Source organism: Caulobacter sp. GW821-FHT10A10 (assembly GCF_059415745.1).
This window is the reverse complement of record NZ_JBWKNV010000009.1, coordinates 22,973-45,757: the sequence shown is the minus strand read 5'-3', so window position 1 is coordinate 45,757 and position 22,785 is coordinate 22,973. Positions and strand designations below refer to the sequence as shown.

Below are 22,785 nucleotides of genomic sequence, written 5' to 3'. Positions count from 1 at the left end.
AGCATGAGTGACGGAAGGATCGACTGCCTGATCGTCGGCGGCGGGCCCGCGGGCCTGACCGCCGCGATCTATCTTTCGCGGTTCCGGCTGTCGGTGGTCGTCGTCGACGCCGGCGACAGCCGCGCCGCGCTGATCCCGCTGACCCGCAACCATGCGGGCTTTCCCGACGGGATATCAGGCCAGGCCCTGCTGGCGCGCATGCGCGAGCAAGCCGAGCTGTACGGCGCGCGCATGATCTCGGCCCGCGTCGAAGCGCTGGAGATCGCGCCCGAGGACTTCCTCGTCCGCTGCTCGACCGGCGCGTTCCGAGCCCGAGCCGTCCTGCTTGCGACCGGGGTGACCAATCGCCGGCCGCCGATTGACGAGACGCTGCATACCCAGGCGCTCGCGCAGGGGCGCCTGCGCTACTGCCCCGTCTGCGACGGCTATGAAGTGACCGACCAGAGGGTGGCGGTGATCGGTGGCGGCGCCCGCGCCGCTGGCGAAGCGGAGTTCCTTCGCGCCTACACAACCAGCGTCACGCTGATCGCGCTGGAGGCCGACGACAGCCTCGACGAGAGCCAGCGTCGGCGGCTCGATGAGATCGGGGTCAGGCGCATCGCCGGCCCTGCGGGGGAATTCGCGTTGGAGGACGACAGCATCAGCCTGGCCTGCTCCAGGGGACGCCTGCGCTTCGATGCGGTCTATCCCGCGCTCGGATCGGAGGTTCACTCCGATCTCGCCCGCGGCCTGGGCGCGGCGGTCACGGAAGACGGCTGCATCAAGGTGGACGCCCATCAGCGCACGAACATCGAGGGCCTCTACGCCGCCGGCGACGTGGTGCTGGGCCTGGACCAGATCAGCCACGCCATGGGCGAGGCCGGCGTCGCGGCCACGGCCCTGCGAAACGATCTGGCCAAGCGGGGGCCGTTTCTGCGCTGAACTGGGCGGGGCTCCAGGAACGAGCACCCTGGAACCTCGCCCGTCAGCGACCTAGCGCGGATCGCGCAGATAGATGGTCCTGCTGCCGCCACGCAGGAGCAGCCCCAGCACGATGCCGGCCACCGCGGCGATCGCCACGGCCGGAAGGGGCCTGTCCTTCACGTAGGTCTCGATGGTGTCGAGACGCTCGTGCACCTCGCCGCGCACCGTCTCCAGAGCGCCCTCCAGCGTGTCGCGCACGCCTTCGCTCAGCTTGCCGTAGGTCTGCTGGACGTCGCCTGCCGCTTGATTGAGCTTGCCCTTCATCTGGGTGGCGCTGTCGCCGGTCAACCCGCCGACGGCGTCCTGAACCCGGCCGACGTCCTCGCGGGCGGCGCCTGTAAATTGGTCGTCCATCGGTCTGTCCTTTGCCTGCCGCCGAACGCGGCGAGACACCAATCCGCGAACCCGGTGGGCGTTCCGGGGAATATTCACGGTTGTGCGCAGGGAGACCTATCGGTGCTCCCGATCGATCAGGAGGCGTTCGGCGCGGCGCGCCCTGCGGTTCGTGCGCGCCAGCCGAAGGTAGCCTCCGCATACGACGACGAAGCCTCCCACAACCAAGATCGCGGCCAAGCCGATATGATCACGCACGAGCCAACCATAGAACCGCGCCGCGACGATGACACCCAGCAGGGCGAGCGCTGCCCCGCAGACGCCGGCCATCAAAGCGCCGCCGGCAGGCGGTGGCGCATAGGCCTCGGCCCGATCGCGGGCCAGTCTGTCACGTTCGGTCTCGTTCATTTCGCAGCCTAACATGATCAACCCGCAGGACCGCGTGCTCATTACGCCGAAAGTGTATCGTAACATTCCGTAGACGACAAAATTAAACCTGAGCTTTGGATTTTCCTTTTGAGTTTGATGTATCTATTCACAGCGCCAAGGCGCATACTCTATATTACGCTGCTGGCGTGCGCCGTGACTGAAAACGGCGAAGCTCGCCTCTAGAGCGTCGATCAGGACAATCCATGCCCCAGATCCCGAGTCACCAGCGCGGGGACCGCGCGGGCGCGCCCGAACGACCAGAGATCGGCTCGGCTCGCCCGAGCGTGTCGTCAGGATGAAAACGCTGATTGGGCTCATCAAGCGCTTTCCCATCCTCGCCGCCGCGATGCGCCGCTTCATCTGGTACTCGCCTGGCGAGGTCCGAATGGAAAGCTGGCGGCTGGGTCATCTCCATCGCGGCCGCATCGTCGAAGGCGCGCGACAGGAACTGGCCAAGCCCGGCACCAGCCCCGCGCGAGCGGTGCTTCTGCGGATGGTGATCCACAGACAACAGAAGATGGAGACCGCTCTTGAAACCCTCAAATCCAAACATCGGCAGCAGGAGTAGGCGGCCTCTCGCCCAGGCCCCCGCCCATCTGCGCCTGGTCCGGTCGGACGATGAGATCGATCCTGGCCCGCTCAACCTGACGAGCGGTCAGCTCCAATCGCTCCGCGAGCTGGACCGCCGCACCAAGGGCGCCGAGATTCAGCTCAACATAGGCGACGCCCAAAGCCTGACGGCGCTAGGCTTGGCGGAACGAACCCGGTCGGGCTGGAAACTGACGCCGGCGGGCGGCCAGTACTTGCCCGCCCGGCGACGCTGATCCGAAGGTCGAAGACTGTGCCGGGGTCTTCCGCTGAGCGCCTTCGCCGTCATCCTATGGATGGAGCCGGCTTCGACTTCATTCCAGTGAGCGCGGCGCGCACCGCCACCGCCAGGTCGCTGACCTTGAACGGCTTGCGCAGAACCGCTTCGGAATTGACGAGATCACGGATGGCGGCGGCGTCCGCATAGCCGGTGACGAGAAGCACGCCGAGGTTCGGCAAAGCGCTCCTGGCGCGCGTCGCCACCTGCGCGCCGTTCATGCCCGGCATGGCGAAGTCCACCACCAGCAGGTCCGGAGCGTCGCTCGCGAGCCGCTGCAGTCCCTCCTGCCCGCCGGTCGCCTCGGTGACGCGGTATCCGAGGGAGCGCAGGCACTGGACGATGAAGCGGCGAACGCTGGGATCGTCGTCGATCACCAGTATGCGCTCGCCCTGGCTGAGCGGCGTTTCCTCCGGCGTCAGGTCGCCGGGACGCACGCGCTCGGCCGCGTCGGTGACGGGCAGCCAGATTTCGATCGTGGTTCCCATACCGACCGTGCTGTCGACCCGGACCGCGCCCCCCGACTGGGTGGCGATGCCGTAGACTTGGCTGAGGCCCAGGCCCGTGCCCTTGCCGACGCTCTTGGTCGTGAAGAAGGGATCGAAGACCTTCTGCAACAGCTCGGGCGGAATGCCGTGACCGGTATCGCCGACGGCCACCACGACGTGATCGCCGGGCTGGAGACCCTCGCGCCATTCGTCCGACAGCCTGGTCGAGATCGTCACCTTACCGCCCTCGCCCATGGCGTCGCGGGCGTTGATGGCCAGGTTGAGCACGGCCAGTTCGAGCTGGTTGGCGTCGGCCTTGGCCCGGGCGTCTCCGGCGTCCAGAGCCATCTGCACCTCGACCGTGTGGCCCAGGGTTCGGGTCAGGAGATCGTCCATGCCGGCGATGAGGGCGTCGACCTCGACGGGCTGCAAGTCCAGTTGCTGGCTGCGCGAGAACGCCAGGAGCTGGGCGGTGAGCTTGGTCGCGCGCTCGACGCCTTCGCGGGCGTTGAGCGCCATGCGCTGGATCCGGGCGTCCTGACTGCGCCGCTCGATCATGTCGATATTGCCGACGATGGCGGTCAGGAGGTTATTGAAGTCGTGGGCGATGCCCCCGGTCAACTGGCCGATGGCGTCCATCTTCTGGGCCTGGACGAGCGCGGCCTGGGCCTGCTCCCGCTCGCTGATCTCGGCCAGCAGTCGCTCATTGGCGATCTGGAGGTCGCGGACGCTGTCGGCGATGCGCTGTTCCAGCGTCTCATTCAGCAGCCGCAGCTCGGCCTCGACGGTCTTGCGAGCGGTGATGTCCAGCGTCACCCCGGACAGGCGGCGCGGCTCTTCAGCACGCCGACGATTGAGCCGCCCCCTCACCTGCAGCCAGTGCCAGGAGCCGTCGGGCCAGGCGACGCGGTATTCGGCGTCGTAGTCCTCGCCGCCCGAGACCGACGCCTCCAGCGCGCCTCGGCGCGAGGCCGCATCATCCGGATGCACGGCCGCTTCCACATCGGCGAGCGAAAGGACACGGTCGGGCTCGCGCCCGAAGTGCTCGCGCGCGGCCTCGGACATCGTCAGCGATCCACTGTCCAGATCGAGATCCCATGCGCCCAGCCGCCCCGCTTCGAGGGCGAAGCGCAGCTGCTCTTCGGCTTTCATCTGCGCGAAAAGATGATCGCGCGCCCGATATTGGCGGTGGCGGGCGCGGATGGCCGAATGGGCGGCGCTGGCCAGGGTCTCGGCGTTGATCGGCCGCTCCAGGAGCACGATGTTGCCGATCGCCTGCAGGCGCGCAGCATCGGCCTGGGTTCGTTTTCCCGGCTGCTTGGTGACGAGCACGATGAAGGGAAAGTCGGACCAGGCGGGCTGGCCGGCCAGCCAGTCGGTCAGGGCGTCCGTCGCCCCCTGGGCCAGGGCTTCCTCGGTCAGCACGGCCGCGCCGGCCTCGTCCCCCAGCGCCTGCGTCAGCGCCGTGAGATCCGCACAGATCTGCGAGGCGTGGCCGACATTGGCCAGGGTTTCGGCGATCACCAGCGCGTCTCGTCCTCGCGGCGCCAGGATCAGGAAAGGTTCATCCATCCGGACGCCGATCGCCACGTCCCTCGCCGAGCATGCCGACCTTGCCCTCGTAGGACGGCAGGCCCGTCATCACGCCCTGGAAGTCGGTCAGCGCTTCGCCGACCTCGATCCCCGCTTCTGTCAGGCGGATTTCGCGGATGGTCTTCTCGTGAGCCGCGGTGCGGCTCTTGACCGCCGAGATCGCCGTACGCACCGAACCGGCCGCCTCGAAGAAGCGGAACAGCAAGATGCCGTCGCTGAGATAGCTGAGGTCGATGTCGCTGCGCACCTCGCCGATGAAGCCATGCTGGCCCAGGATCAGCAGCGTCACCACGCCCTGCTGGTTCAGGTAGGTGAGAAGCTCGTGCATCTGCAGGAGCAGGAACTTCTGTCCCGGCATGGCCTGAAGATAGGCGTTGAGGCTGTCGATCACGACGGTCAACGCGCCCTGACGCTCGACGGCGTCGCGGACATGGAAGGCGAACTCGCCGGGCGACAGCTCCGCCGGATCGATGGCGCGGATCAGCAACCGCCCCGCCTCCAAGTGCGGACGCAAGTCCATGCCCAGGGCCTTCGATCGCGTCAGCAAAGTCGTCAGGCCTTCGTCGAACAGGTAGTAGGCGACGGTCTCGCCGCGCTCCAGGGCGGTCAGGGCGCAACGCACCGAGGTCGTGGTCTTGCCCACGCCTGACGGTCCGCTGATCAGGGTGTTGGTGCCGCGCGCCAGGCCGCCGCCCATCAGGGCGTCTACGCCCGGCGACCCGGTCGAGACCATCTGCTGGTCGAAATGGGCCGGGTGATTGGCCGCCACCAGGCGCTCGAACACCCGGATGCCGCCGGTATCCAGTTCGAAGTCATGAAAGCCGCCGCGATACTTGATGCCGCGCATCTTGATGACCTCCAGGCGGCGGCGCTGGGCGCCGTACTCCTGGGTCGTCCGCTGAAGGCTGATGACGCCGTGGGCGATGCTGTGCAGCTGGAGGTCGCCGTCCTCGGCGGTCTGATCGTCGAGCAGCAGAACGGTGCACTTGCGCGTGGCGAAGAAGTGCTTCAGCGCCAGGATCTGCCGACGGTGGCGCAGCGGATTCTGGGCCAGCAGCCGCATCTCCGATAGGCTGTCGAAGACCACCCGCATCGGCTTGGTCTCCTCGACTTGCCGCATCACGCCGCGTGTCGTCTCGCCAAGCTCCACGTCGGAGGGATGGAGCACCGACTGCTCGCTGTCGGGATCAAGGCCCTCTTCGCTGACCAGTTCGAACAACGCGATCCCGTCGAGCGACCAGCCGTGGCTGGCGGCCGCGGCGCGTAGTTCGGCGTCGGTCTCGGACAGGGTGATATAGAGCCCGCTTTCGCCGACCTCGCGCCCCTTGAGCAGGAACTGCAACGCCAAGGTGGTCTTGCCCGACCCCGGCGTGCCCTCCACCAGATAGATGCGATCGCGGGTCAGGCCGCCGCCGAGGATGTCGTCCAGGCCAGGCACGCCGGTGCTGACCCGGACGTCATGATTTTCGACCGAGGCTTCCGACATGCTGGCTCCGCAAACGACGCGCCACCCGCGCGCATACACGGTGAAACACCGGGCGTAAGGTTCAGTTTCAGGACGTGGCGCAATGTCTGCGCCCGGGAGCGCCCAAAGAGGAAAGGCGACGGTTTCCCGTCGCCTCGTCGTTCAGTCGATCGCGCTAGAGCGCGCGGCGGCGGAAGATCAGGTGATAGACGACCAGAACGATCACGGCGCCGATGAAGGCGACGAAGATGCTGTAGAGATTGATGCCGGTCGGGGCCGAATGGCCCAGAGAATTGAAGACGAAGCCGCCGACCAGCGCACCGACGATGCCCAGCACGATGTCCAGGACAATGCCTGAGCCCGTCTTGTTGATGACCTTGCTGGCCAGGAAGCCTGCAATCAGTCCGACCACGAGCCACGCGAGAATTGACATCGGAATACCTTTCAGACGCGAGGATCGCGTGCAGGGTTAAGCCGCGCTCAGTCCGATCGTTCCGTCGTCAGGCGTCCAGTCCCAGGGCATGACGCCGACAGTGTTCGAGATAGGCCCCTTCGTGAGCGGCCGTCAGCTCGACGACGCTCGACCACAGCCAGGACGGCGCATCCAGCAGCCCGGAACGATTGCGGGCCAGCTCGGTCAGCCAGGCCAGTCGCATCTGCGGCTCCATCTGCCGGCCATGGGCGTCGCCGACCACGCGGGCCAGCGAACGCGCCGAGGCCATGGCCTCGTCCGGCGTCAGACCCGTCAGCTCGATCTTCATGTCCTGCGGCATCAGCTCGCGCACGATCACCGACTTGCCCAACAGGCGGCAGGCGGCCATGCGATGACCCAGGTTCGGCGACAAGGCCAGGGCGCCGGCGACGATGCGCTCGGCGTTGTCGCGCGGCATCACCGCGCCCGGATCGCGCGGCGCAGCGGCCTTTGCGGCTTCCTTGAGGTCCAGGAAGCAGATCTCGGGTCCGCCATCGCGACCATCGACTTCCAGCAGCACAGCGTAGCGAAGGCGCCCCAGCGAGCTGCAGCCCTTCATCCAGTAGGCCGCGTCGAGCAGGCGGATTTCGCTTTTGCGGTCGCGAGACTTTAGGCCAGTGACGAGGTCGCGGATCGGCTGGCCGAGGCACAACTCTTCGAGCTCGCGTCGCTCGGCGCGGCTGACCGGCCAGAACCGCTTGCCGATCGGAATTTCGGGCCTGACGCCGTTGAGGCGTTCGGCGGCCAGATGCTTCCAGGTGCGCCTGGTGGCCTCGCCAAGCACGGCGCCGATCATCGGCGGATGGCGCGACTTGACCTCGAAGTCCTCGGCCAGGGCCGCCTCATAGCCCTCGACCACGCCCTCCAGCATCCGGGCGGTGATTACGCCGGGCAGGTCCGAGCCGCGCGCGGCCGAGGCCAAGGACAGGCCCAGCCGGATCAGGTCGTGGGCTGGATTGCCGATCACCGTCTGGTCGAGATCGCGGATCTGGATATCGACCCGGCCCTTGGCGTCGGCCAGCGGCCCCATGTTTCCGATATGGCAGTCGCCGCAAATCCAGACCGGCGGCCCGCTGGGCAGCTTGCCGCCGCTGGCCTCGAGCCACTCGTAGAATTTGACGGTGCTGCCGCGCACATAGGCGTGGGCCGAGCGCGCCATCTTCAGGTTACGGGTGCGGGTCAGGATCGGTCCGCGTTCGGAGGGTCGCGGCGCCCTGCTGCTCTTGTCCGCCAGGCTCTTGTCCAATCGCGCTTCGCCCATGCCCTGCCCCTCGACGCTCCCGGTCGGGCGCGGATGACCACAACGGCGGTTCGGATGTCGCGTTCCTGCGCCGGTCGCCGGCGCGGACCGTTTCCCCGGTCTCGCCGGTGCAACGACCTGCAAGCGGGCGGTGTTTGCTCCGTGCGCGGCCATCTGAAGGGCCCGCGCGGGGGAGTATCGATGCCCAGGACCGAAGATGGCGAGCCGCCGGTCGGCGAGATCCTGACGCCCGGCGCGCGTCCCGAGCGGGCGATCGCCAAGACCACCGGCCAAGCGCCGGCCGCGGCCGTGGCCGCCGCCCTGGCGGCCGACGCCGCGCGTGGCGTCGCTGTTCATGTCGCCTCGAGCGAGCGGCGGGCCGAGGAAATCGGACGCGCCCTGGCGGGCCTTTCCGCCGACATCGAGGTGCTGATCCTGCCGCCGTGGGACTGCCTGCCCTACGACCGCGCCTCGCCGTCGCGCGACGTCATGGGCCGCCGCATGCGAACCTTGCGGGCCTTGGCGACCAAGGCGGCCGGTCCCCGCGTCCTGATCGCCTCGCCCGAAGCCGTGGTGCAGAAACTGCCGCCGCGAACCGTCCTTACGGCGGCTTTCATGACGCTGCGCTGCGGCGAGCCACTGGACCTGGCGGACCTGGCCCGGTTCGCCGCGCGCACGGGCTATGTCGTCGACGACCGCATCGACGAGCCCGGCGAGATCGCCTTCCTGGGCGAGGTGACCGACATCTTCCCCGCCGACGCCGCGCGCCCGGTTCGGATCATTCTCGACGAGGCCGGACAGGTCGCCGAGATCCGCCTCTACGATCCCCTGAGCCAGCGCACGGAGGGACAGGTCGAGGCGCTGCTGCTCGGCCCCGCCAGCGAATGGATCGCAGATGCGGCGGATGGAGACGCCGACCAAGACGAACCGGTCGCGCCCCGACCGCAAGGCCTGGAGCACAGCCTGGCCGATCGCTACGGCGCGCTGGAAACCCTGTTCGATTTGCTGCCCAAGGCGCGCGTCTCCCTGGACAGCAAGACCGCCGAGCGCCTGGCGGATGTCGAGTTGCATGTCATCGAGGCGTTCGAGGCCCGGCAGAGCCTGGGCGGGATCGACGGCCAGTCGCCGCCCTCCCCCGACGGCCTCTACCTGTTGGGCGAGGCGCTCGCCGCCGGCCTGGCGGGCTGGAAGGCGCGCGATCTCGACTTGGCGGGTGTCGCGCCGATCCCGAACCTGGCGATCCAGCGCAATCCGGGACGGGCCTTCTGCGATCTGGTCGAGGACCAGCGCCAAGCCCACCACCGTGTGGTGCTGGCTGGCCTGAAGCACGAGCAACGGCCGCTGGACAAGGCGCTGGTGCGGGGCCTCGACCTCAAGCCGAAACCTGTCGCGAACTGGGCCGCCGCCTTGGCGGCCGACCTCGGCGAAGTGGTCGCCCTGGAGGTCGATTTCGACGCCGGCTTCATCGACGCAGCCACCGGCCTGGCGGTGATCGCCGCCAGCGACGTTGTCGGCGGCCGGATCGCAGCCAAAAGCGCGGCGAGCGCAACGGATCTCCTGAGCGAGCCGGACCTGCGGATCGGCGACGTGGTGCTGCACGAGGACCATGGCGTCGGCGTGCTGCGTGACCTTAAGACGGTAGAGATCGACGGCTTGGACCGCGACACCCTGCAGCTGGAGTATCACGGCGGGGCCAGCGTCCTGGCCCCGATCGAGGAGATCGGCCGCATCTGGCGCTACGGCGCGGAGACCTCGGCCGTCACCCTCGACCGCCTTAAGGGCGACGGCTGGCAAGCCCGGCGGGCGCTTGTCAGTCGCCAGGTCGACGAGACCGCGTTTCAACTGGTCGCCCTGGCCAAGGCGCGGCAGGCCAGGACGTGCGAACCGATCGTCCCGCCCAAGGCGGCCTACGCCAAGTTCGCCGCCCGCTTCGCCTATCCGGAGACCCCCGACCAGTCGGCCGCCATCGAGGCGGTGCTGGCCGACCTGGCCAGCGGCCGCCCGATGGACCGGCTGGTATGCGGCGACGTCGGCTTCGGCAAGACCGAGGTCGCCCTGCGCGCCGCCGCCGCCGTCGCCCTGAGCGGACGGCAGGTCGCCATCGCCGCCCCGACCACGGTGCTGGCCCGCCAGCACTACGACACCTTCCGCCGGCGTTTCACCGGCACGGGGATCGGCGTCGCCCACCTCTCACGGCTGGTGACGCCGGCCGAGGCCCGCGTCGTCAGGCAAGGCCTGGAAAGCGGTGAGGTCCGTATCGTCATCGGCACCCAGGCCCTGGCAGGCAAGGAGGTGGTTTTCGACAACCTGGGCCTGATGATCATCGACGAGGAGCAGAAGTTCGGGGCCGCCCTGAAGGCGCAACTGCGCGACCTGGCACAGGACGGACACCTGCTGACCCTGACCGCCACGCCGATCCCGCGTACCCTGCAGGCGGCCATGGTCGGCATCCAGGATGTCAGCCTGATCGCCAGTCCGCCGGCCCGCCGCCGGCCGATCCGCACCTTCCTGGCGCCGTTCGATCCGGCCAGTCTGCGCACCGCCCTGATGCGCGAGAAGCGGCGCGGCGGCCAGAGCTTCTTCGTTGTGCCGCGCATCGAGGACATCGCGCCCCTGGCCGAGCGATTGGCGGAGCTGGCGCCGGAGCTTTCCATGCGCATCGCCCACGGGGCCCTGCCGGCCGAGGAGGCCGACGCGGTGATGGTCGGGTTCGCCGATGGCGACGGCGACGTGCTGCTGGCCACCAACATCATCGAGAGCGGGCTGGACGTGCCGCGGGCCAATACCATGCTGGTCTGGCGCCCCGACCGCTTTGGCCTGTCGCAACTGCACCAGTTGCGCGGCCGGGTCGGTCGAGGGCGGGTGCAGGGCATAGCCTATCTGCTGGCCGATCCGGACGACGACATGTCCGAGGCCACCCGCGCGCGCCTGTCGACGCTGGAGGCCTTCGACCGCCTGGGCTCGGGCCTGGCGATCAGCGCCCGCGACCTGGACCTGCGCGGCGGCGGCGACCTGGTCGGCGACGACCAGGCCGGACATATCAAGATGATCGGGGCGGCCCTGTATCAGCGTCTGCTGGAGCGGGCGGTGCGGGTGGCGCGCGGCGAGGTCGAGGCAGCCGAATGGACGCCTGTGCTGAACCTGGGCCAGGCCGGGGCCATCCCGCTGGACTACGTTCCCGACCCGGTCACGCGGATCAACCTCTATGCCCGCCTGGCGCGCCTTTCGAGCCTGGCCGAGATCGACGCCTTCGAGGAGGAGCTCGACGACCGGTTTGGGCCCACGCCGGATCTCGCCGCCAGCCTGCTGGACCTCGCCCGATTGCAAATCCTGGCCCGCGCGGCGGACGTCCGCCAGGTCGGCGCGGGTCCCAAGGGCTTGGCCTTCACCCTGTCGCCGGAAGCGGCCAAGGGCGCGCTGGCCCGCGTCGCGTCCATCGCGCCTCAGGCTCGGCTGGACGAGGACCGATTGCTGATCGCCGGCGCCTCCGAAGACGCCGATCAGCGTCGCCATCTGGTCGAACGCCTACTACTGGCGCTCGCCGGCTGATCCGCGCCCGCCCTGTCGCGGCAGGGCCACCGATTTCATCGAACCGCCTGGCCCGCAAAGCTGTTTCCAAAGTCTAGCCCGCAGGACGCCAATGCCCCCTTCCCCACCGCCGAAGCCTAAGACTCGCATCAAACCCTACGAGGGGCCGGCCGGCGGCTACGGATCGCTCTCCGGCATGGCCAAGGTCGCCCTGCATGCTGCGCCGCCGCCGTTAGAGGCGGCGCGGCAGTTGCTGCGGCAGAACAAGACCGAGGGCTTCGCCTGCGTCAGCTGCGCCTGGCCCAAGCCCGCCAAGCCGCATCCGGCGGAATTCTGCGAGAACGGCGCCAAGGCTACGGCCTGGGACCTGACCCGTCGGCGCTGCACGCCGGAGTTCTTCGCCCGCCACACGCTGACGGAACTGCTGGACTGGAGCGACTATGATCTCGAACAGGCCGGCCGCCTGCCCGACGCGATGCGCTACGACGCCGCCAGCGATCGCTACGTTCCCTGCGGCTGGGACGAGGCTTTCGCGGCGATTGGCGCCGAGCTCAAGGCGCTCGATCCGACCAAGGTGACCTTCTACGCCTCCGGCCGTGCGCCGCTGGAGACATCCTACATGTGGGCGCTGATCGCGCGGCTCTACGGCAGCCAGAACCTGCCTGACAGCTCCAACATGTGCCACGAATCCACCTCGGTGGGCCTCAAGCAGAGCATCGGCTCGCCCGTGGGCACGGTGCTGCTCGAGGATTTCGAGGCCACGGACGCGATCTTCTTCTTCGGCCAGAACGTCGGGTCCAACAGCCCGCGCCTGCTGCACGATCTGCAAAAAGCGGTGCGGCGCGGCGTGCCGATCGTCACCTTCAATCCGCTGAAGGAAGCGGGCCTGGAGCGGTTCAAGAACCCGCAGTCGTTCCAGATGGTCACTGGGCAGGAAACGAAGATCAGCCTCCAGTATCACCAGCCGCGGGCCGGCGGGGACCTGGCGGTGCTGACCGGGCTGTGCAAGGCCGTGATCGCCGCCGACGAGGCGGCCCGGGCGAGCGGCGGCTTGCCGGTGCTCGACCACGGCTTCATCGCCGAACACACCCAGGGCTTCGAGGCCTTCGCCGCCTCCTGCCGGGACACGGGCTGGAACGCGATCGAGGCGGCCAGCGGCTTGCCTCGCGCCGAGATCGAAGCGGCCGCAGCCATCTATGCCAAGGCCCCCGCCGCGATCTGCGTCTACGGGATGGGGCTGACCCAGCACGTGCTCGGCGTCGAGAACGTTCACATGGTCTGCAACCTGCTGCTGCTGCGCGGCAATGTCGGCCGGCCCGGGACCGGTCCCTGCCCTGTCCGCGGCCATTCGAACGTCCAGGGGCAGCGCACGGTCGGGATCACCGAGAAGCCGGAGCTGGCGCCGCTCGACATCCTCAAGGCGCAGTACGGCTTCGAGCCGCCGCGAGAAGGGCTGGAACACGGTCGAGGTCTGCGAGGCGGTGCTAAAAGGCGAGGCCCAGGGCTTCGTCAGCCTGGGCGGCAACTTCCTGCGCGCGGTTCCCGACAGCCCTCGCGTCGAGGCCGCCTGGCGTCGCCAGAGACTGACGGTGCAGATCGCCACCAAGCTCAATCGCAGCCATCTGGTCTGCGGTCAGGTCGCCTATCTCCTGCCGTGCCTCTCCCGCGTCGAAAGCGACAATCAGGCGAGCGGTCCGCAGACCGTTTCGGTGGAGGACAGCTCCAGCTGCATCCACGCCTCGTTCGGCGACAAGGATCCTGCCAGCCCGAACCTGCGGTCCGAACCGGCGATCGTCGCCGGCATCGCCAAGGCGACCCTGCCGCCCAATCCGAAACTCGACTGGGACCGGTGGCTAGCCGACTACGCCCTGGTGCGCGACGCCATCGAGGCGACCTACCCCGACGGGTTCAAGGGCTTCAACCGACGCTTCCACCAACCCGGCGGCTTCCACCGGCCCAACAAGGCCCGGCAGCGCAACTTCTCCGAAGCGACCGGCGGCAAGGCCAATTTTCTCAAGCCGTCGAGCCTGTCGGCCACCGGCTTCGAGGACGCCCCGGATATCTTCCGCCTGATGACCCTGCGGTCGAACGACCAGTTCAACACCACCGTCTATGGCTACGAGGACCGCTTCCGGGGCGTCAGCGGCGGGCGCGACGTGCTGTTCGTCAACCGCGACGACATGCGCTCGCTGGGCCTGGTCGAAGGCCAGCGCGCCGGCCTCGCCACCGTCGCCGAGGACGGGGTCGAGCGGACGATGGGCGGCCTGCGCGTCACCGGCTACGACATCCCGCGGGGTGCCTGGGAACCTACTATCCCGAATGCAATGTCCTCGTGCCGGTGGGTCACCACGCCCAGGGCAGCATGACCCCGGCCTCCAAGAGCGTGCCGGTGCGGATCGTGCCTGGGTAGGCTCAGCCGAGATCGGCGACGACGGCCGGCTCGTGCAGCGGGCAGCCGGTCCGCGTCAGGCGAAACGCCTGCGAGGCCTGATAGACGGCCTTGCGCACGCGCATGATCGAGCCGAGCGGCTGGTGGGCGGCCAAGCCGTGCCAGGGGCTGAAGGCAGACGCGTCGTTGATCCGAGGCGAGCGGGCCTCGTCCCAGCTGGCCTGCGGGCCGACCACGAGACGGGCGACCGGCAGATACGGGCTTTCGTCCTCCGGCCACGGCTTGTGGGCGTCCTCGATCGGCATGGTGTCGGCGTTGGTGCGCAGCTGGACGACGACCTCCCACTCGCCGCCCTGGCCGGCGAAGAACTCGGCGACCGCCTCGCGCAGGCCGTCCGGCTTGCCGTCCAGGTCGACCGGCTTGTCGGTCAGAGCCGTCAGGGCCGGCGCGATCGGGCGCACGCCGAGCTTGGCGACATAGGTGCCAAAGCGGATCGGGGCCATGCTGAAGAAGCTTTCGCCCAGGATGTGGGTCTTGGGATGGCCGCCCAGAGACTTGAGGGTCGCGCTCTTCCCGCCCACCGCCTCGACCAGGGTCTCGGCACCGCCCAGCACCGCCGACAGCACCTTCTTCAGGCCCTCGGCCTTGTCGGTAGTGGCCGCCAGCAGCTTGACGTTGGCCAGGAAGGCCTTGGCGTTGGGGGTGGCGAAGGCCTTGCCGTTGACCAGCAGGAAGTCCTGGGTCGTCGCGCCCTCGGACCCCGGCAGGCGCTCGCCTTCGACATCGAACACCTTGATCGCCAGGCCGCGCGGGGTGGAGACCTTGTCGTCGAGGATATCGCCCGGCGAGGTCGAGAACCGCATCACCACGTCGTGGGCGCCGGCCTGGGCGAAGAGACCTTGGGCTAGCACCGGCGGCAGGTCCTGCGGCACGATCAACTGGCCCTGCACGAGACCGTGCGGCTTGGCGTGCACCGCTCGCATCGCATGGCCGCCGTCCTCGTAGGTGATCTCGGCGATCTTGCGCATCTGGTCGATCAGGCCCTGGGTCGTCTCGGCCTCGCCCTTTTCGGGCGTCTCGATCGACGGCTCATAGGGCAACGGACGAATGGCGGGGTCAAGGGTCATGGCGGCTCCAGGGTCGGCGTCCCATGCCAACCCCGGCGACCCGCAAGCGTTCCGCCGAACGGCGCCCCCCTTAGGCCACGGCCGGCCGGCGAACCTCGTCCAGCCTGGCCAGGCAGGCCGCCAGCCAGGCGCGATCGACTCCGATGAGCGGGCTCCAATAGCAGCGAGCGGGGCGAGCTTGGGGCTCCGAACGTGGCTGATCGACCATGTGGCTCTCCTTCGTCCGGAGAAAGGCCTCGGTCTCGCGGAAGTTCCGCTATCGCGTCATCGCGAAACTCACGGCGGGTTCGCAGCCATGGAATCGGTCCAGCGCAGACTGATCGTCATTTCGCGGCAAAGCTCGACCATACGAGGGGGCTCACAGAGCGCCTCCGGCGTTCAAACGACCGAGTGAAAACCGAAACGCTGCATGGCTGGGCCGAACGAACCATCATGTTGCCGGCCGGCTGGACCGCCATCGAGATCGACCTGCTGTGGATCAGCCGGCGGCCGATGCGACTCGTCAAAAGGCAGGGCGAAACAGCCGTGCTGGAGCCCTTATTCGGAGCCGGAGGATCGTCGCCAGGCCGCAATCATTTCCCTGAGGACCGGGCGTTCATGCTAATGTCGCTTTGAGGCGCTCAGTCACGCCATCAGATCGGTTCGTCGGACGCTTAAGCGCCAAGATCCCGACGCGTCGACCGCCCATCACCTTCGCTATCGTCCTCACGGAGCTTTTGCTCCGCCGGCTCGTCGCGCCCTCATTGCCATCGAAAGGAACGCCTCTTGTCCAAAGGCAACCGAGAAGTCCGCAAACCCAAGGCAATCAAGCCCAAGGTGATCACCGCTACGCCGTCGGCCTCTTTGGCGACGGCCGCATCGCGAAAAAAATGATCCTCCGCCGCGATGGCGGCGCGCCAAGAAAGGCGACCAGATGAAAACCTATCCCGGAACGCGCTCATCCCCGCCAAAGGGCTGCAACGATCCGCGCTCAACCTCGAGCCAAAACTCCAGGCCCCGCCCGATCGATCCCGACGCCCTGCGCGGGACCAAGTCCTGATCGCCCGGACGTCCTGGTGTGGTCACAACGCCCCCGCCACGGCCACGCAACCATGACCCGCTATTTCTGCTAGCCCAGGCGGCTCTGGCGTAGTGCGGCGCAGTGCGGCGTAGGCTTGGCGCGCCGCACTGCACAATAACGAGCACTACGTATTCTCTATTTCACTCCAACATACGCTAGACTACGACGACCTCACCTTCTTTGACTGCATTATCACGAGGCGGATCTTTTTCGTTAACTCCTACGATAATTGAAAGCCTCGAAGATACTTTCAAACTTATGGTCAGATGGTGCTCTTGCTGTCTGACAAAGGGAAGACGCTGCCCCCTTTTCGACATACGGCCTCAACCTCCCCCTGGAGACACGTAGGCGTCTGCCGGGAAGGCCGGGCCCTAGCCTTAAATTGGATTTCTATTCGCCTTCAGAGACTTAGATACGCAGCCAAGCTATACGTTCGCCCCCACATGCGACTTGCCTTCGCCACCCGTGGGCGCGGCCGGTGACGGATGGACTGTTTCCAGGTTTTCGCGCCAAGGCCAAAAACCCCTGGCTTCAAGATCCGCCAAATCGGCTGTCCAACTGGGCGACAGCCGCATATTGATACCTTGAGCGCGCAACCTGATCGTCAGACGTCGTTTCAAGGATCACCGCCTTTGAAGCTGGAATGGATCTTCCGCGTCTCGGCGCCGCTACGGGCCGCGCCGGTGGTGCTGCGCTACGTGCTTGCGAGCGCCATCATCCTGCTGTTCTTCGCGCTTCGCTTGGCGGCCGCGCCCTATATGGGCGGGTTTCCATTCCTGCTTTTCTTTCCGGCGATCATCCTGATCTCGGCGCTGTTCGACCGAGGGACGGGGGTCTTCGCCGTCCTGCTGAGCGCCGGTATGGCTTGGTACTTTTTCGTCCCGACCTTCCACTCGTTCGAGCTGCCGAACCTGAAGGACGCCCTGCCCCTGGCGCTCTACGTGCTTATCGGCCTGTTCCTGGCCGTGACGGTCGAGGCTTTGCGCTCAACCGCCGAGCGCCTGGCCAAGACAAGCCTAGCGCTGGAACGCGCTAACGACTTCAACAAGCTGCTGATCGAAGACATCAACCATCGGGTCAAGAACCACCTGGCCTCGGTCAATGGTCTTTTGCACCTGTCCTTCAGGGAGATCAGCGATCCCGACGCGCAGCGCGCAGTAAAGGAGGCGACCGGCCGCATCGGGGTTCTGGGCAGGCTCTACAGCCGCCTGCACCTTTCCGATGAAGCGACCTCCATCTGCGCGCGGGACTACATCTGCTCGATCTGCGACGACCTGCGCGACGGTGTTATCGGGGTTCGCCCCGTAGGCTTGCGCGTGGACGTCGCCAGGATCGATATCGGCTCAATGGCGGCCGTGCCGATCGGCTTGATCGTCAACGAACTTGTGGAAAACGCCCTCAAATACGCGTTCCCCGATGATAGGGCTGGCGTGATCACCGTCGCCTTCGACCGCGACGGGCTGGGAATGCTCCACCTGGCCGTCGCCGACGACGGGGTAGGTTTTGATCCTGCGTCGAGCCGCAAGGGCGGCGGTACGCGGCTGGTCCGCTCGCTCGTCCAGCAACTGCATGGTGAGCTCGAACGATTCGGCCCGCCGGGCACAGCGTACGACATCAGATTTCCATCCGAGCCATTGGGATCCATGCGCTGAGCAGAATGGCTGAGCGGGCCCATTTCTAGCTTGTTCGGTGGCCATATTCCCGTCGACCGGCGGGGGAGATCAGCTCACGTGCTCGGACTTGCCCTTGCGCTTGGTGTGCGCGAACTCTTCCAGCTGGTTCTCACTCATCGACAGCATGGACTTGGACGCGCCCTTGAGCTTGCTCTTGGGGGTATCGCCGCGCTTGGCAGACAAGGCGGCTCCGGCGGCCTTCTGCTGGGCGGCTGACTTCGCGGGCATGATGGTCTCCATCTGACTTATCCCACTACAACGCCCAACGCTCCCGCCAAGGTTCTCGCCCCCGCGGTCCGAGCGCCGGTGGCGGAACACCGTCGCCGGCGCTCCCGTTGATCCCCACACCCTGGAGACTGACATGACCAAGGACGATCGCCTGCGCATGCAGGATCCGCGCGAGCAGTACCCCAAGCCGCCCTTCCCGGCCCAGCCGCAGCCGGCGCCGGGCCTCGCCGCCAAGATGCACCCCGAGCCCGACCACGGCGAGGAAAGCTATCGTGGCTCAGGCAAGCTCATCGGCCGCAAGGCGCTGATCACAGGCGCCGACTCCGGTATCGGCCGCGCGGCCGCCATCGCCTATGCCCGCGAGGGGGCTGACGTCGCCATCGGCTATCTGCCGAGCGAGGAGAGCGACGCCCGCGAGGTCATGGCGCTAATCGAGGCCGAAGGCCGCAAGGCGCTCGCCCTGCCCGGCGACATCAAGGACGAGGCCTTCTGCCGCGAGCTCGTGGCCAAGGCGGTCGAGGGCCTGGGCGGGCTCGACATCCTGGTCAACAACGCTGGCAAGCAGGTCAGCCGTCCCGACATCGCCGCCATCGACAGCGAGCAGTTCGACCACACGCTGAAGACCAATCTTTACGCCATGTTCTGGATCACCCAGGCGGCGAGGCCCCACCTGCGCCCCGGCGCGGCGGTGATCAACACCGCCTCGGTCCAGGCCTATGAGCCGTCCGAGAACCTGCTCGACTACGCCACCAGCAAGGCCGGCATCGTCGCCTTCACCAAGGCCCTGGCCAGGCAGCTGATCAAGGACGGCGTGCGGGCCAATGCGGTGGCGCCAGGTCCGTTCTGGACGGTGCTGCAGCCTAGCGGCGGCCAGACCCAGGAGAAGGTCCAGCACTTTGGCGAGCACAGCCAGTTCGGCCGCCCCGGCCAGCCGGTCGAGATCGCGCCGGTCTATGTGCTGCTGGCCTCCCAGGAGGCCAGCTTCACGACGGGCGAGGTCTATGGCGTGACCGGCGGCGCCGGCATCGCCTGACGCCGCTTCCTCCACGGCCCAATGAGGATCCTGGAGATTGACGACCAAGCCACGGAACGTCCCTTCCCCCGCCGGTGTTGTCGCACCAAGCGTCGGTGGAGAGTTCGATGTCGGTCATGGTTCGCCTACTGGGCGCTCTCCTAGTTCTGATCGGTCTGGTGCTGGGCGTCGGCGGAGCGTGGCTCGCCGTCCTTGGCGGGTCGCCCTACTACGTCCTGGCGGGGATCGGCCTGTTGGCCGCCGGCGTGCTGATCGCCAGGCTGAAGCAGACCGGCGCGACCGTCTACTTCGTCGTCTTCGCCCTGACCCTGGTCTGGGCGCTGTGGGAGACGGGGCTGGACGGCTGGGCCCTCGTGCCGCGTCTCGTCGCGCCGCTGGTGATCCTGCTGCTGGTCGTGCTGTCGCTGCCGGTGCTGACCCGGCGGGGCAGCAAGCCAATGCTGGCCGGCTTAGCGGTATTCGTCGTGCTGGTTGGGACGGGCGGCGCGATCGTCGCGGTCGCCAATCGCCCGACGCCGGCCAAGCCCCTGCCCGCGGCGCTCGCCGGACCCGGCGCGGCGATGGGCGCCGACTGGATCGCCTATGGCGGCTCGCACGACGCCCAGCGCTTCTCGGCCGCCGCCCAGATCACCAAGGCCAATGTCGACAAGCTGGAGCGCGTCTGGACTTTCCGCACCGGTGACCTGCCCGAGAAGTTCGGGGCCGAGACCACGCCGCTGAAGATCGGCGACAGCGTCTATCTTTGCTCGGCGATGAACAAGCTGTTCGCGCTGGACGCTCGCGATGGCAAGCAGCGCTGGGCCTACGATCCGAAGGTCTCCAAGGACGCCATCCCCTACACCGCCGCCTGCCGGGGCGTGACCTATTTCGTCCAGCCTGGCGCCGCGCCGGACGCCGCCTGCGCCGCACGGATCATCGAGGGCACGCTGGACGGCCGGCTGATCGCCGTCGACGCTCGCAGCGGAAAGCCCTGCGCGGGCTTTGGCCAAGGCGGCCAGGTCGACATCAAGATCGGTATGGGCAAGGTCGTGCCCGGCATGGTGTCGATCACCTCTGCGCCGACCATCGTGCGCGGGATCATCGTCACCGGCCACCAGGTGCTGGACGGCCAAAAGCGCTGGGCGCCGTCGGGCGTCATACAGGGCTACGACGCCGTCACCGGCCAGATGCGCTTTGCCTGGGACATGATGGCGCCCGACATCACCGGCCTGCCGCCGCAGGGACGCACCTACACGCCTGGCACGCCGAACATGTGGACCACGGCCACCGGCGACGACGCCCTGGGTCTCGTCTACCTGCCCATGGGCAATTCGGCCGCCGACTACTACAGCTCGCTGCGCCGCCCGGCGGAGAAGGAATGGTCCTCGGCCCTGGTCGCGCTGGACGTGGCCACCGGCAAGCCGCGCTGGAAGTTCCAGACCGCCCACAACGACGTCTGGGACTACGACCTGGGCTCGCAGGGCACGCTGGTCGACTTCCCCACGGCGGGCGGCCCCGTGCCGGCGATCATCCTGCCCAGCAAACAGGGCGAGGTCTACATCCTCGACCGCCGCACCGGCCGCCCGCTGACGGGTGTCGAGGAGCGCCCGGTTCCCGGCGGCGGGGTCGAGCCGGCCGAACGGGCCAAGACCCAGCCCTTCTCGCTCTATCACAGCCTGGCCAAGCCTCGTCTGACCGAGAAGGACATGTGGGGCATGTCGCCGATCGACCAGATGATCTGCCGCATCCAGTTCAAGCGCGCGATCTATGACGGCCCCTACACGCCGCCGCAGGCCAAGGCCCGCTGGATCCAGTATCCCGGCTATAACGGTGGCTCGGACTGGGGCGGCATCGCGCTGGACCCGCGCCGCGGCGTGATCGTCGCCAACTACAACGACATGCCCAACTACAACCAACTGGTGCCGCGCGCCGTGGCCGACGCCAAGGGCTGGTTCCCGCGCGGTGATCCGCGCGAGAAGACCAAGGCTGGCGGCGCCGAGGGCGCGGGCGATCCGCAGACGGGCGTTCCCTACGCCATCGACGTCAACGCCGGCTGGCGGATGCCGGGCACGGGCATGCTTTGCAAGCGCCCGCCCTACGGCGGTATCCGCGCCATCGACCTGAAGAGCGGCGCGACGCTGTGGGACCGTCCGTTCGGCACGGCGCGGCGCAATGGGCCGTTCGGCGTTCCCTCAATGCTGCCGGTCGACATCGGCACGCCCAACAACGGCGGCTCCGCGGTGACGGCCAGCGGCCTGGTCTTCATCGCAGCGGCGACCGACAACCTCTTCCGCGCCATCGACATCGAGACCGGCAAGACGGTGTGGAGCGACGTACTGCCGGCCGGCGGCCAGGCCAATCCCATGGTCTATGAGCAGGACGGCCGCCAGTATGTGGTGATCATGGCCGGCGGCCATCACTTCATGGAGACGCCCGAGGGCGACTACCTGATCGCCTACGCCCTGCCCAAGGGCTGAGGCATGGAGACCTGGACGCCCTACTGCGGCGCCGGCCCCTCGCCGGCCGAGATCTGGAGCCGGTGGAACTTGGATCCGTGGCTGATGGGCGCATTGGCGATGGCGGCTTGCGCGCTGTGGATTGCAGCGCCCAAAAGGCGCGGCCTCTCCGTGGCGGCGATGGCGGTGCTGGCGCTGAGCTTCGTCTCGCCGCTGTGCGCGCTGAGCTCGGCGCTATTCTCGGCCCGGACGCTGCATCACGTGCTGCTGACCAGTCTTGCCGCGCCGCTGTTGGCCAGGTCTCTTCCACGCGCACGGACCGGAGGCCTGGCCGCGACGACCCTGGCCTTCGCGGCGGCGTTCTGGGCCTGGCACGTCCCGGCGCTCTATGGCGCTGCGCTGGCGAGCGACGGCGTCTACTGGCTGATGCAGGCGAGCCTTCTGCTGAGCGCGACGCTGCTGTGGCGCGCGGTGCGAGCCGCCCCCGCGCCGGCCGCCGTCGCCGCTCTGCTGGCGACCACCGTGCAGATGGGCCTGCTGGGCGCCCTGCTGACCTTCATGCCCCGCGCCCTGTATGCGCCGCACACCCTGACGACGACGTCCTGGGGCCTCTCGCCGCTGGACGACCAGCAGCTGGCGGGTCTCGTCATGTGGATCCCAGCCGCCGGAGTCTATCTAGCCGCGGCTCTGGCCCTGCTCGGGCGCCAGCTACGCGGCGCGGCGGTCGCCGCCCGATGATCGACCGGCTGATCGAGAACCTCTTCGAATGGGCCGCCGGCCATGCCGACGAGGGACGCTATTCGCCGGTCGCCATCGTCTTCCACTGGACCATGGCCGGGCTCGTCGCCTTCCAGCTCGGCTGGGGTTGGTGGATGGGCCGCGCCGCGCCCGGCGCCCAGATGCAGGCGGCCTACGAACTGCACTACCTGATCGGCGTGTTGATGCTGGTCCTGGTGCTGGGTCGTGTGGGCTGGCGGCTGTTCGCCCCAGCCGTCATCAATGACGCCGACAAACCGGGCTGGGAGAGCACGGCGGCCCATATCACCCACTACGTCTTCTACACCTGCCTGTTCGGCCTGCCTCTGAGCGGCTGGGCGATGGTGTCGGCCACTAGCCGCGAGACGGAACTGACCCTGCTCAACCTCGCGCCCTGGCCCCTGCTGCCGTTCGGCGAGCTTCCCCACGCGACGCTGTGGGCCATCGAGGCCCTCGCCGAGTGGCTGCACTGGGGCCTGGCGTTGTGTCTCGTCGCGATGATCCCGATCCATGTCGGCGCGGCGCTGAAGCACCACCTCATCGATCGCGACGACGTGCTTCACGGGATGCTGCCGATCCTGCCGCAGCGGCCGCGACGGCGGACGCGCTGGCAACGCCGCTGGCGGGCGCTGGAGAAGCAGGTTGCGTCTCTGACCAGGCCGCTAAGGCGGCGGCTTCGCTTTCGGTGAGCTTGGCGGCGACCGTCGT

20 protein-coding genes and 1 pseudogene are annotated in these 22,785 nt (G+C 68.0%); 12 read left to right on the top strand and 9 right to left on the bottom strand.

What is annotated here, in order from left to right; genetic code table 11:
• Window positions 1-3: 3 nt before the first annotated feature.
• Window positions 4-921 (top strand): NAD(P)/FAD-dependent oxidoreductase, encoded by a 918-nt coding sequence (locus tag AC07NS_RS22195; protein ID WP_494606777.1) that lies wholly within the window; start codon window positions 4-6, stop codon window positions 919-921.
• A gap of 51 nt (window positions 922-972) precedes the next feature.
• Here the strand turns inward: AC07NS_RS22195 and AC07NS_RS22190 are convergent, their stop codons facing one another.
• Both AC07NS_RS22190 and AC07NS_RS22185 read right to left on the bottom strand, forming a co-directional pair.
• Window positions 973-1,317 (bottom strand): CsbD family protein, encoded by a 345-nt coding sequence (locus AC07NS_RS22190; protein ID WP_494606775.1) that lies wholly within the window; start codon window positions 1,315-1,317, stop codon window positions 973-975.
• Window positions 1,318-1,413: 96 nt separating this feature from the next.
• Window positions 1,414-1,704, bottom strand: coding sequence for a hypothetical protein (locus AC07NS_RS22185; RefSeq protein ID WP_146217985.1), 291 nt, complete (start codon window positions 1,702-1,704; stop codon window positions 1,414-1,416).
• 316 nt (window positions 1,705-2,020) lie between these two features.
• On the opposite strand from AC07NS_RS22185, the gene AC07NS_RS22180 reads away from it, so the two are divergent.
• On the top strand, window positions 2,021-2,293 hold the full coding sequence (locus AC07NS_RS22180; protein WP_494606773.1) for a hypothetical protein: 273 nt from the start codon (window positions 2,021-2,023) through the stop codon (window positions 2,291-2,293).
• Window positions 2,294-2,598: 305 nt separating this feature from the next.
• On the opposite strand, the gene AC07NS_RS22175 is transcribed toward AC07NS_RS22180, so the two are convergent.
• The 4 genes from AC07NS_RS22175 to AC07NS_RS22160 all read right to left on the bottom strand — a co-directional run bounded on the left by AC07NS_RS22175 (window position 2,599) and on the right by AC07NS_RS22160 (window position 7,869).
• Window positions 2,599-4,602 carry a hybrid sensor histidine kinase/response regulator gene (locus AC07NS_RS22175; RefSeq protein ID WP_494606771.1) on the bottom strand — a complete coding sequence of 668 codons (2,004 nt, stop codon included), beginning with the start codon at window positions 4,600-4,602 and terminating at the stop codon, window positions 2,599-2,601.
• 40 nt (window positions 4,603-4,642) lie between these two features.
• Complete coding sequence (locus AC07NS_RS22170) at window positions 4,643-6,157, bottom strand: ATPase domain-containing protein (RefSeq protein ID WP_110117700.1); 1,515 nt, start codon at window positions 6,155-6,157, stop codon at window positions 4,643-4,645.
• Between the two features lie 154 nt (window positions 6,158-6,311).
• Entirely contained in the window at window positions 6,312-6,569 is a 258-nt protein-coding gene (locus tag AC07NS_RS22165) for a GlsB/YeaQ/YmgE family stress response membrane protein (RefSeq protein WP_110117701.1), read from the bottom strand.
• Between the two features lie 67 nt (window positions 6,570-6,636).
• Entirely contained in the window at window positions 6,637-7,869 is a 1,233-nt protein-coding gene (locus AC07NS_RS22160) for a DUF2252 family protein (RefSeq protein ID WP_494606768.1), read from the bottom strand.
• A gap of 180 nt (window positions 7,870-8,049) precedes the next feature.
• On the opposite strand from AC07NS_RS22160, the gene AC07NS_RS22155 reads away from it, so the two are divergent.
• The 3 genes and pseudogenes from AC07NS_RS22155 to AC07NS_RS22145 all read left to right on the top strand — a co-directional run bounded on the left by AC07NS_RS22155 (window position 8,050) and on the right by AC07NS_RS22145 (window position 13,742).
• Window positions 8,050-11,397 (top strand): DEAD/DEAH box helicase, encoded by a 3,348-nt coding sequence (locus tag AC07NS_RS22155; protein ID WP_494606766.1) that lies wholly within the window; start codon window positions 8,050-8,052, stop codon window positions 11,395-11,397.
• A 91-nt stretch (window positions 11,398-11,488) separates the two neighbouring features.
• Window positions 11,489-12,670 (top strand): annotated as a pseudogene (locus AC07NS_RS22150) (molybdopterin-dependent oxidoreductase); the annotation flags it as partial.
• A 187-nt stretch (window positions 12,671-12,857) separates the two neighbouring features.
• Window positions 12,858-13,742 (top strand): hypothetical protein, encoded by an 885-nt coding sequence (locus AC07NS_RS22145; protein WP_494607039.1) that lies wholly within the window; start codon window positions 12,858-12,860, stop codon window positions 13,740-13,742.
• Between the two features lie 46 nt (window positions 13,743-13,788).
• Here the strand turns inward: AC07NS_RS22145 and AC07NS_RS22140 are convergent, their stop codons facing one another.
• Both AC07NS_RS22140 and AC07NS_RS22135 read right to left on the bottom strand, forming a co-directional pair.
• On the bottom strand, window positions 13,789-14,892 hold the full coding sequence (locus AC07NS_RS22140) for a catalase family protein (RefSeq protein WP_494606764.1): 1,104 nt from the start codon (window positions 14,890-14,892) through the stop codon (window positions 13,789-13,791).
• 70 nt (window positions 14,893-14,962) lie between these two features.
• Entirely contained in the window at window positions 14,963-15,100 is a 138-nt protein-coding gene (locus tag AC07NS_RS22135; protein ID WP_158285867.1) for a hypothetical protein, read from the bottom strand.
• 182 nt (window positions 15,101-15,282) lie between these two features.
• On the opposite strand from AC07NS_RS22135, the gene AC07NS_RS22130 reads away from it, so the two are divergent.
• From AC07NS_RS22130 to AC07NS_RS22120, 3 genes are all read left to right on the top strand, one after another.
• Complete coding sequence (locus AC07NS_RS22130; RefSeq protein ID WP_494606762.1) at window positions 15,283-15,507, top strand: hypothetical protein; 225 nt, start codon at window positions 15,283-15,285, stop codon at window positions 15,505-15,507.
• 298 nt (window positions 15,508-15,805) lie between these two features.
• Window positions 15,806-15,931 carry a hypothetical protein gene (locus AC07NS_RS22125; RefSeq protein ID WP_110117655.1) on the top strand — a complete coding sequence of 42 codons (126 nt, stop codon included), beginning with the start codon at window positions 15,806-15,808 and terminating at the stop codon, window positions 15,929-15,931.
• Window positions 15,932-16,584: 653 nt separating this feature from the next.
• On the top strand, window positions 16,585-17,604 hold the full coding sequence (locus tag AC07NS_RS22120; protein ID WP_494606760.1) for a sensor histidine kinase: 1,020 nt from the start codon (window positions 16,585-16,587) through the stop codon (window positions 17,602-17,604).
• 69 nt (window positions 17,605-17,673) lie between these two features.
• On the opposite strand, the gene AC07NS_RS22115 is transcribed toward AC07NS_RS22120, so the two are convergent.
• On the bottom strand, window positions 17,674-17,853 hold the full coding sequence (locus AC07NS_RS22115; RefSeq protein ID WP_494606758.1) for a DUF3008 family protein: 180 nt from the start codon (window positions 17,851-17,853) through the stop codon (window positions 17,674-17,676).
• Between the two features lie 133 nt (window positions 17,854-17,986).
• Between AC07NS_RS22115 and AC07NS_RS22110 the strand changes: the two genes are divergently transcribed.
• From AC07NS_RS22110 to AC07NS_RS22095, 4 genes are all read left to right on the top strand, one after another.
• A complete protein-coding gene (locus AC07NS_RS22110; RefSeq protein WP_494606756.1) occupies window positions 17,987-18,886 on the top strand; it encodes an SDR family oxidoreductase in 900 nt (299 codons plus the stop codon).
• Between the two features lie 107 nt (window positions 18,887-18,993).
• Entirely contained in the window at window positions 18,994-21,342 is a 2,349-nt protein-coding gene (locus AC07NS_RS22105) for a membrane-bound PQQ-dependent dehydrogenase, glucose/quinate/shikimate family (RefSeq protein WP_494606755.1), read from the top strand.
• A 3-nt stretch (window positions 21,343-21,345) separates the two neighbouring features.
• A complete protein-coding gene (locus AC07NS_RS22100) occupies window positions 21,346-22,059 on the top strand; it encodes a cytochrome c oxidase assembly protein (RefSeq protein WP_494606753.1) in 714 nt (237 codons plus the stop codon).
• Complete coding sequence (locus AC07NS_RS22095; RefSeq protein WP_494606751.1) at window positions 22,056-22,766, top strand: cytochrome b; 711 nt, start codon at window positions 22,056-22,058, stop codon at window positions 22,764-22,766. The genes AC07NS_RS22100 and AC07NS_RS22095 overlap by 4 nt, the downstream gene beginning before the upstream one ends.
• Window positions 22,767-22,785 lie beyond the last annotated feature (19 nt).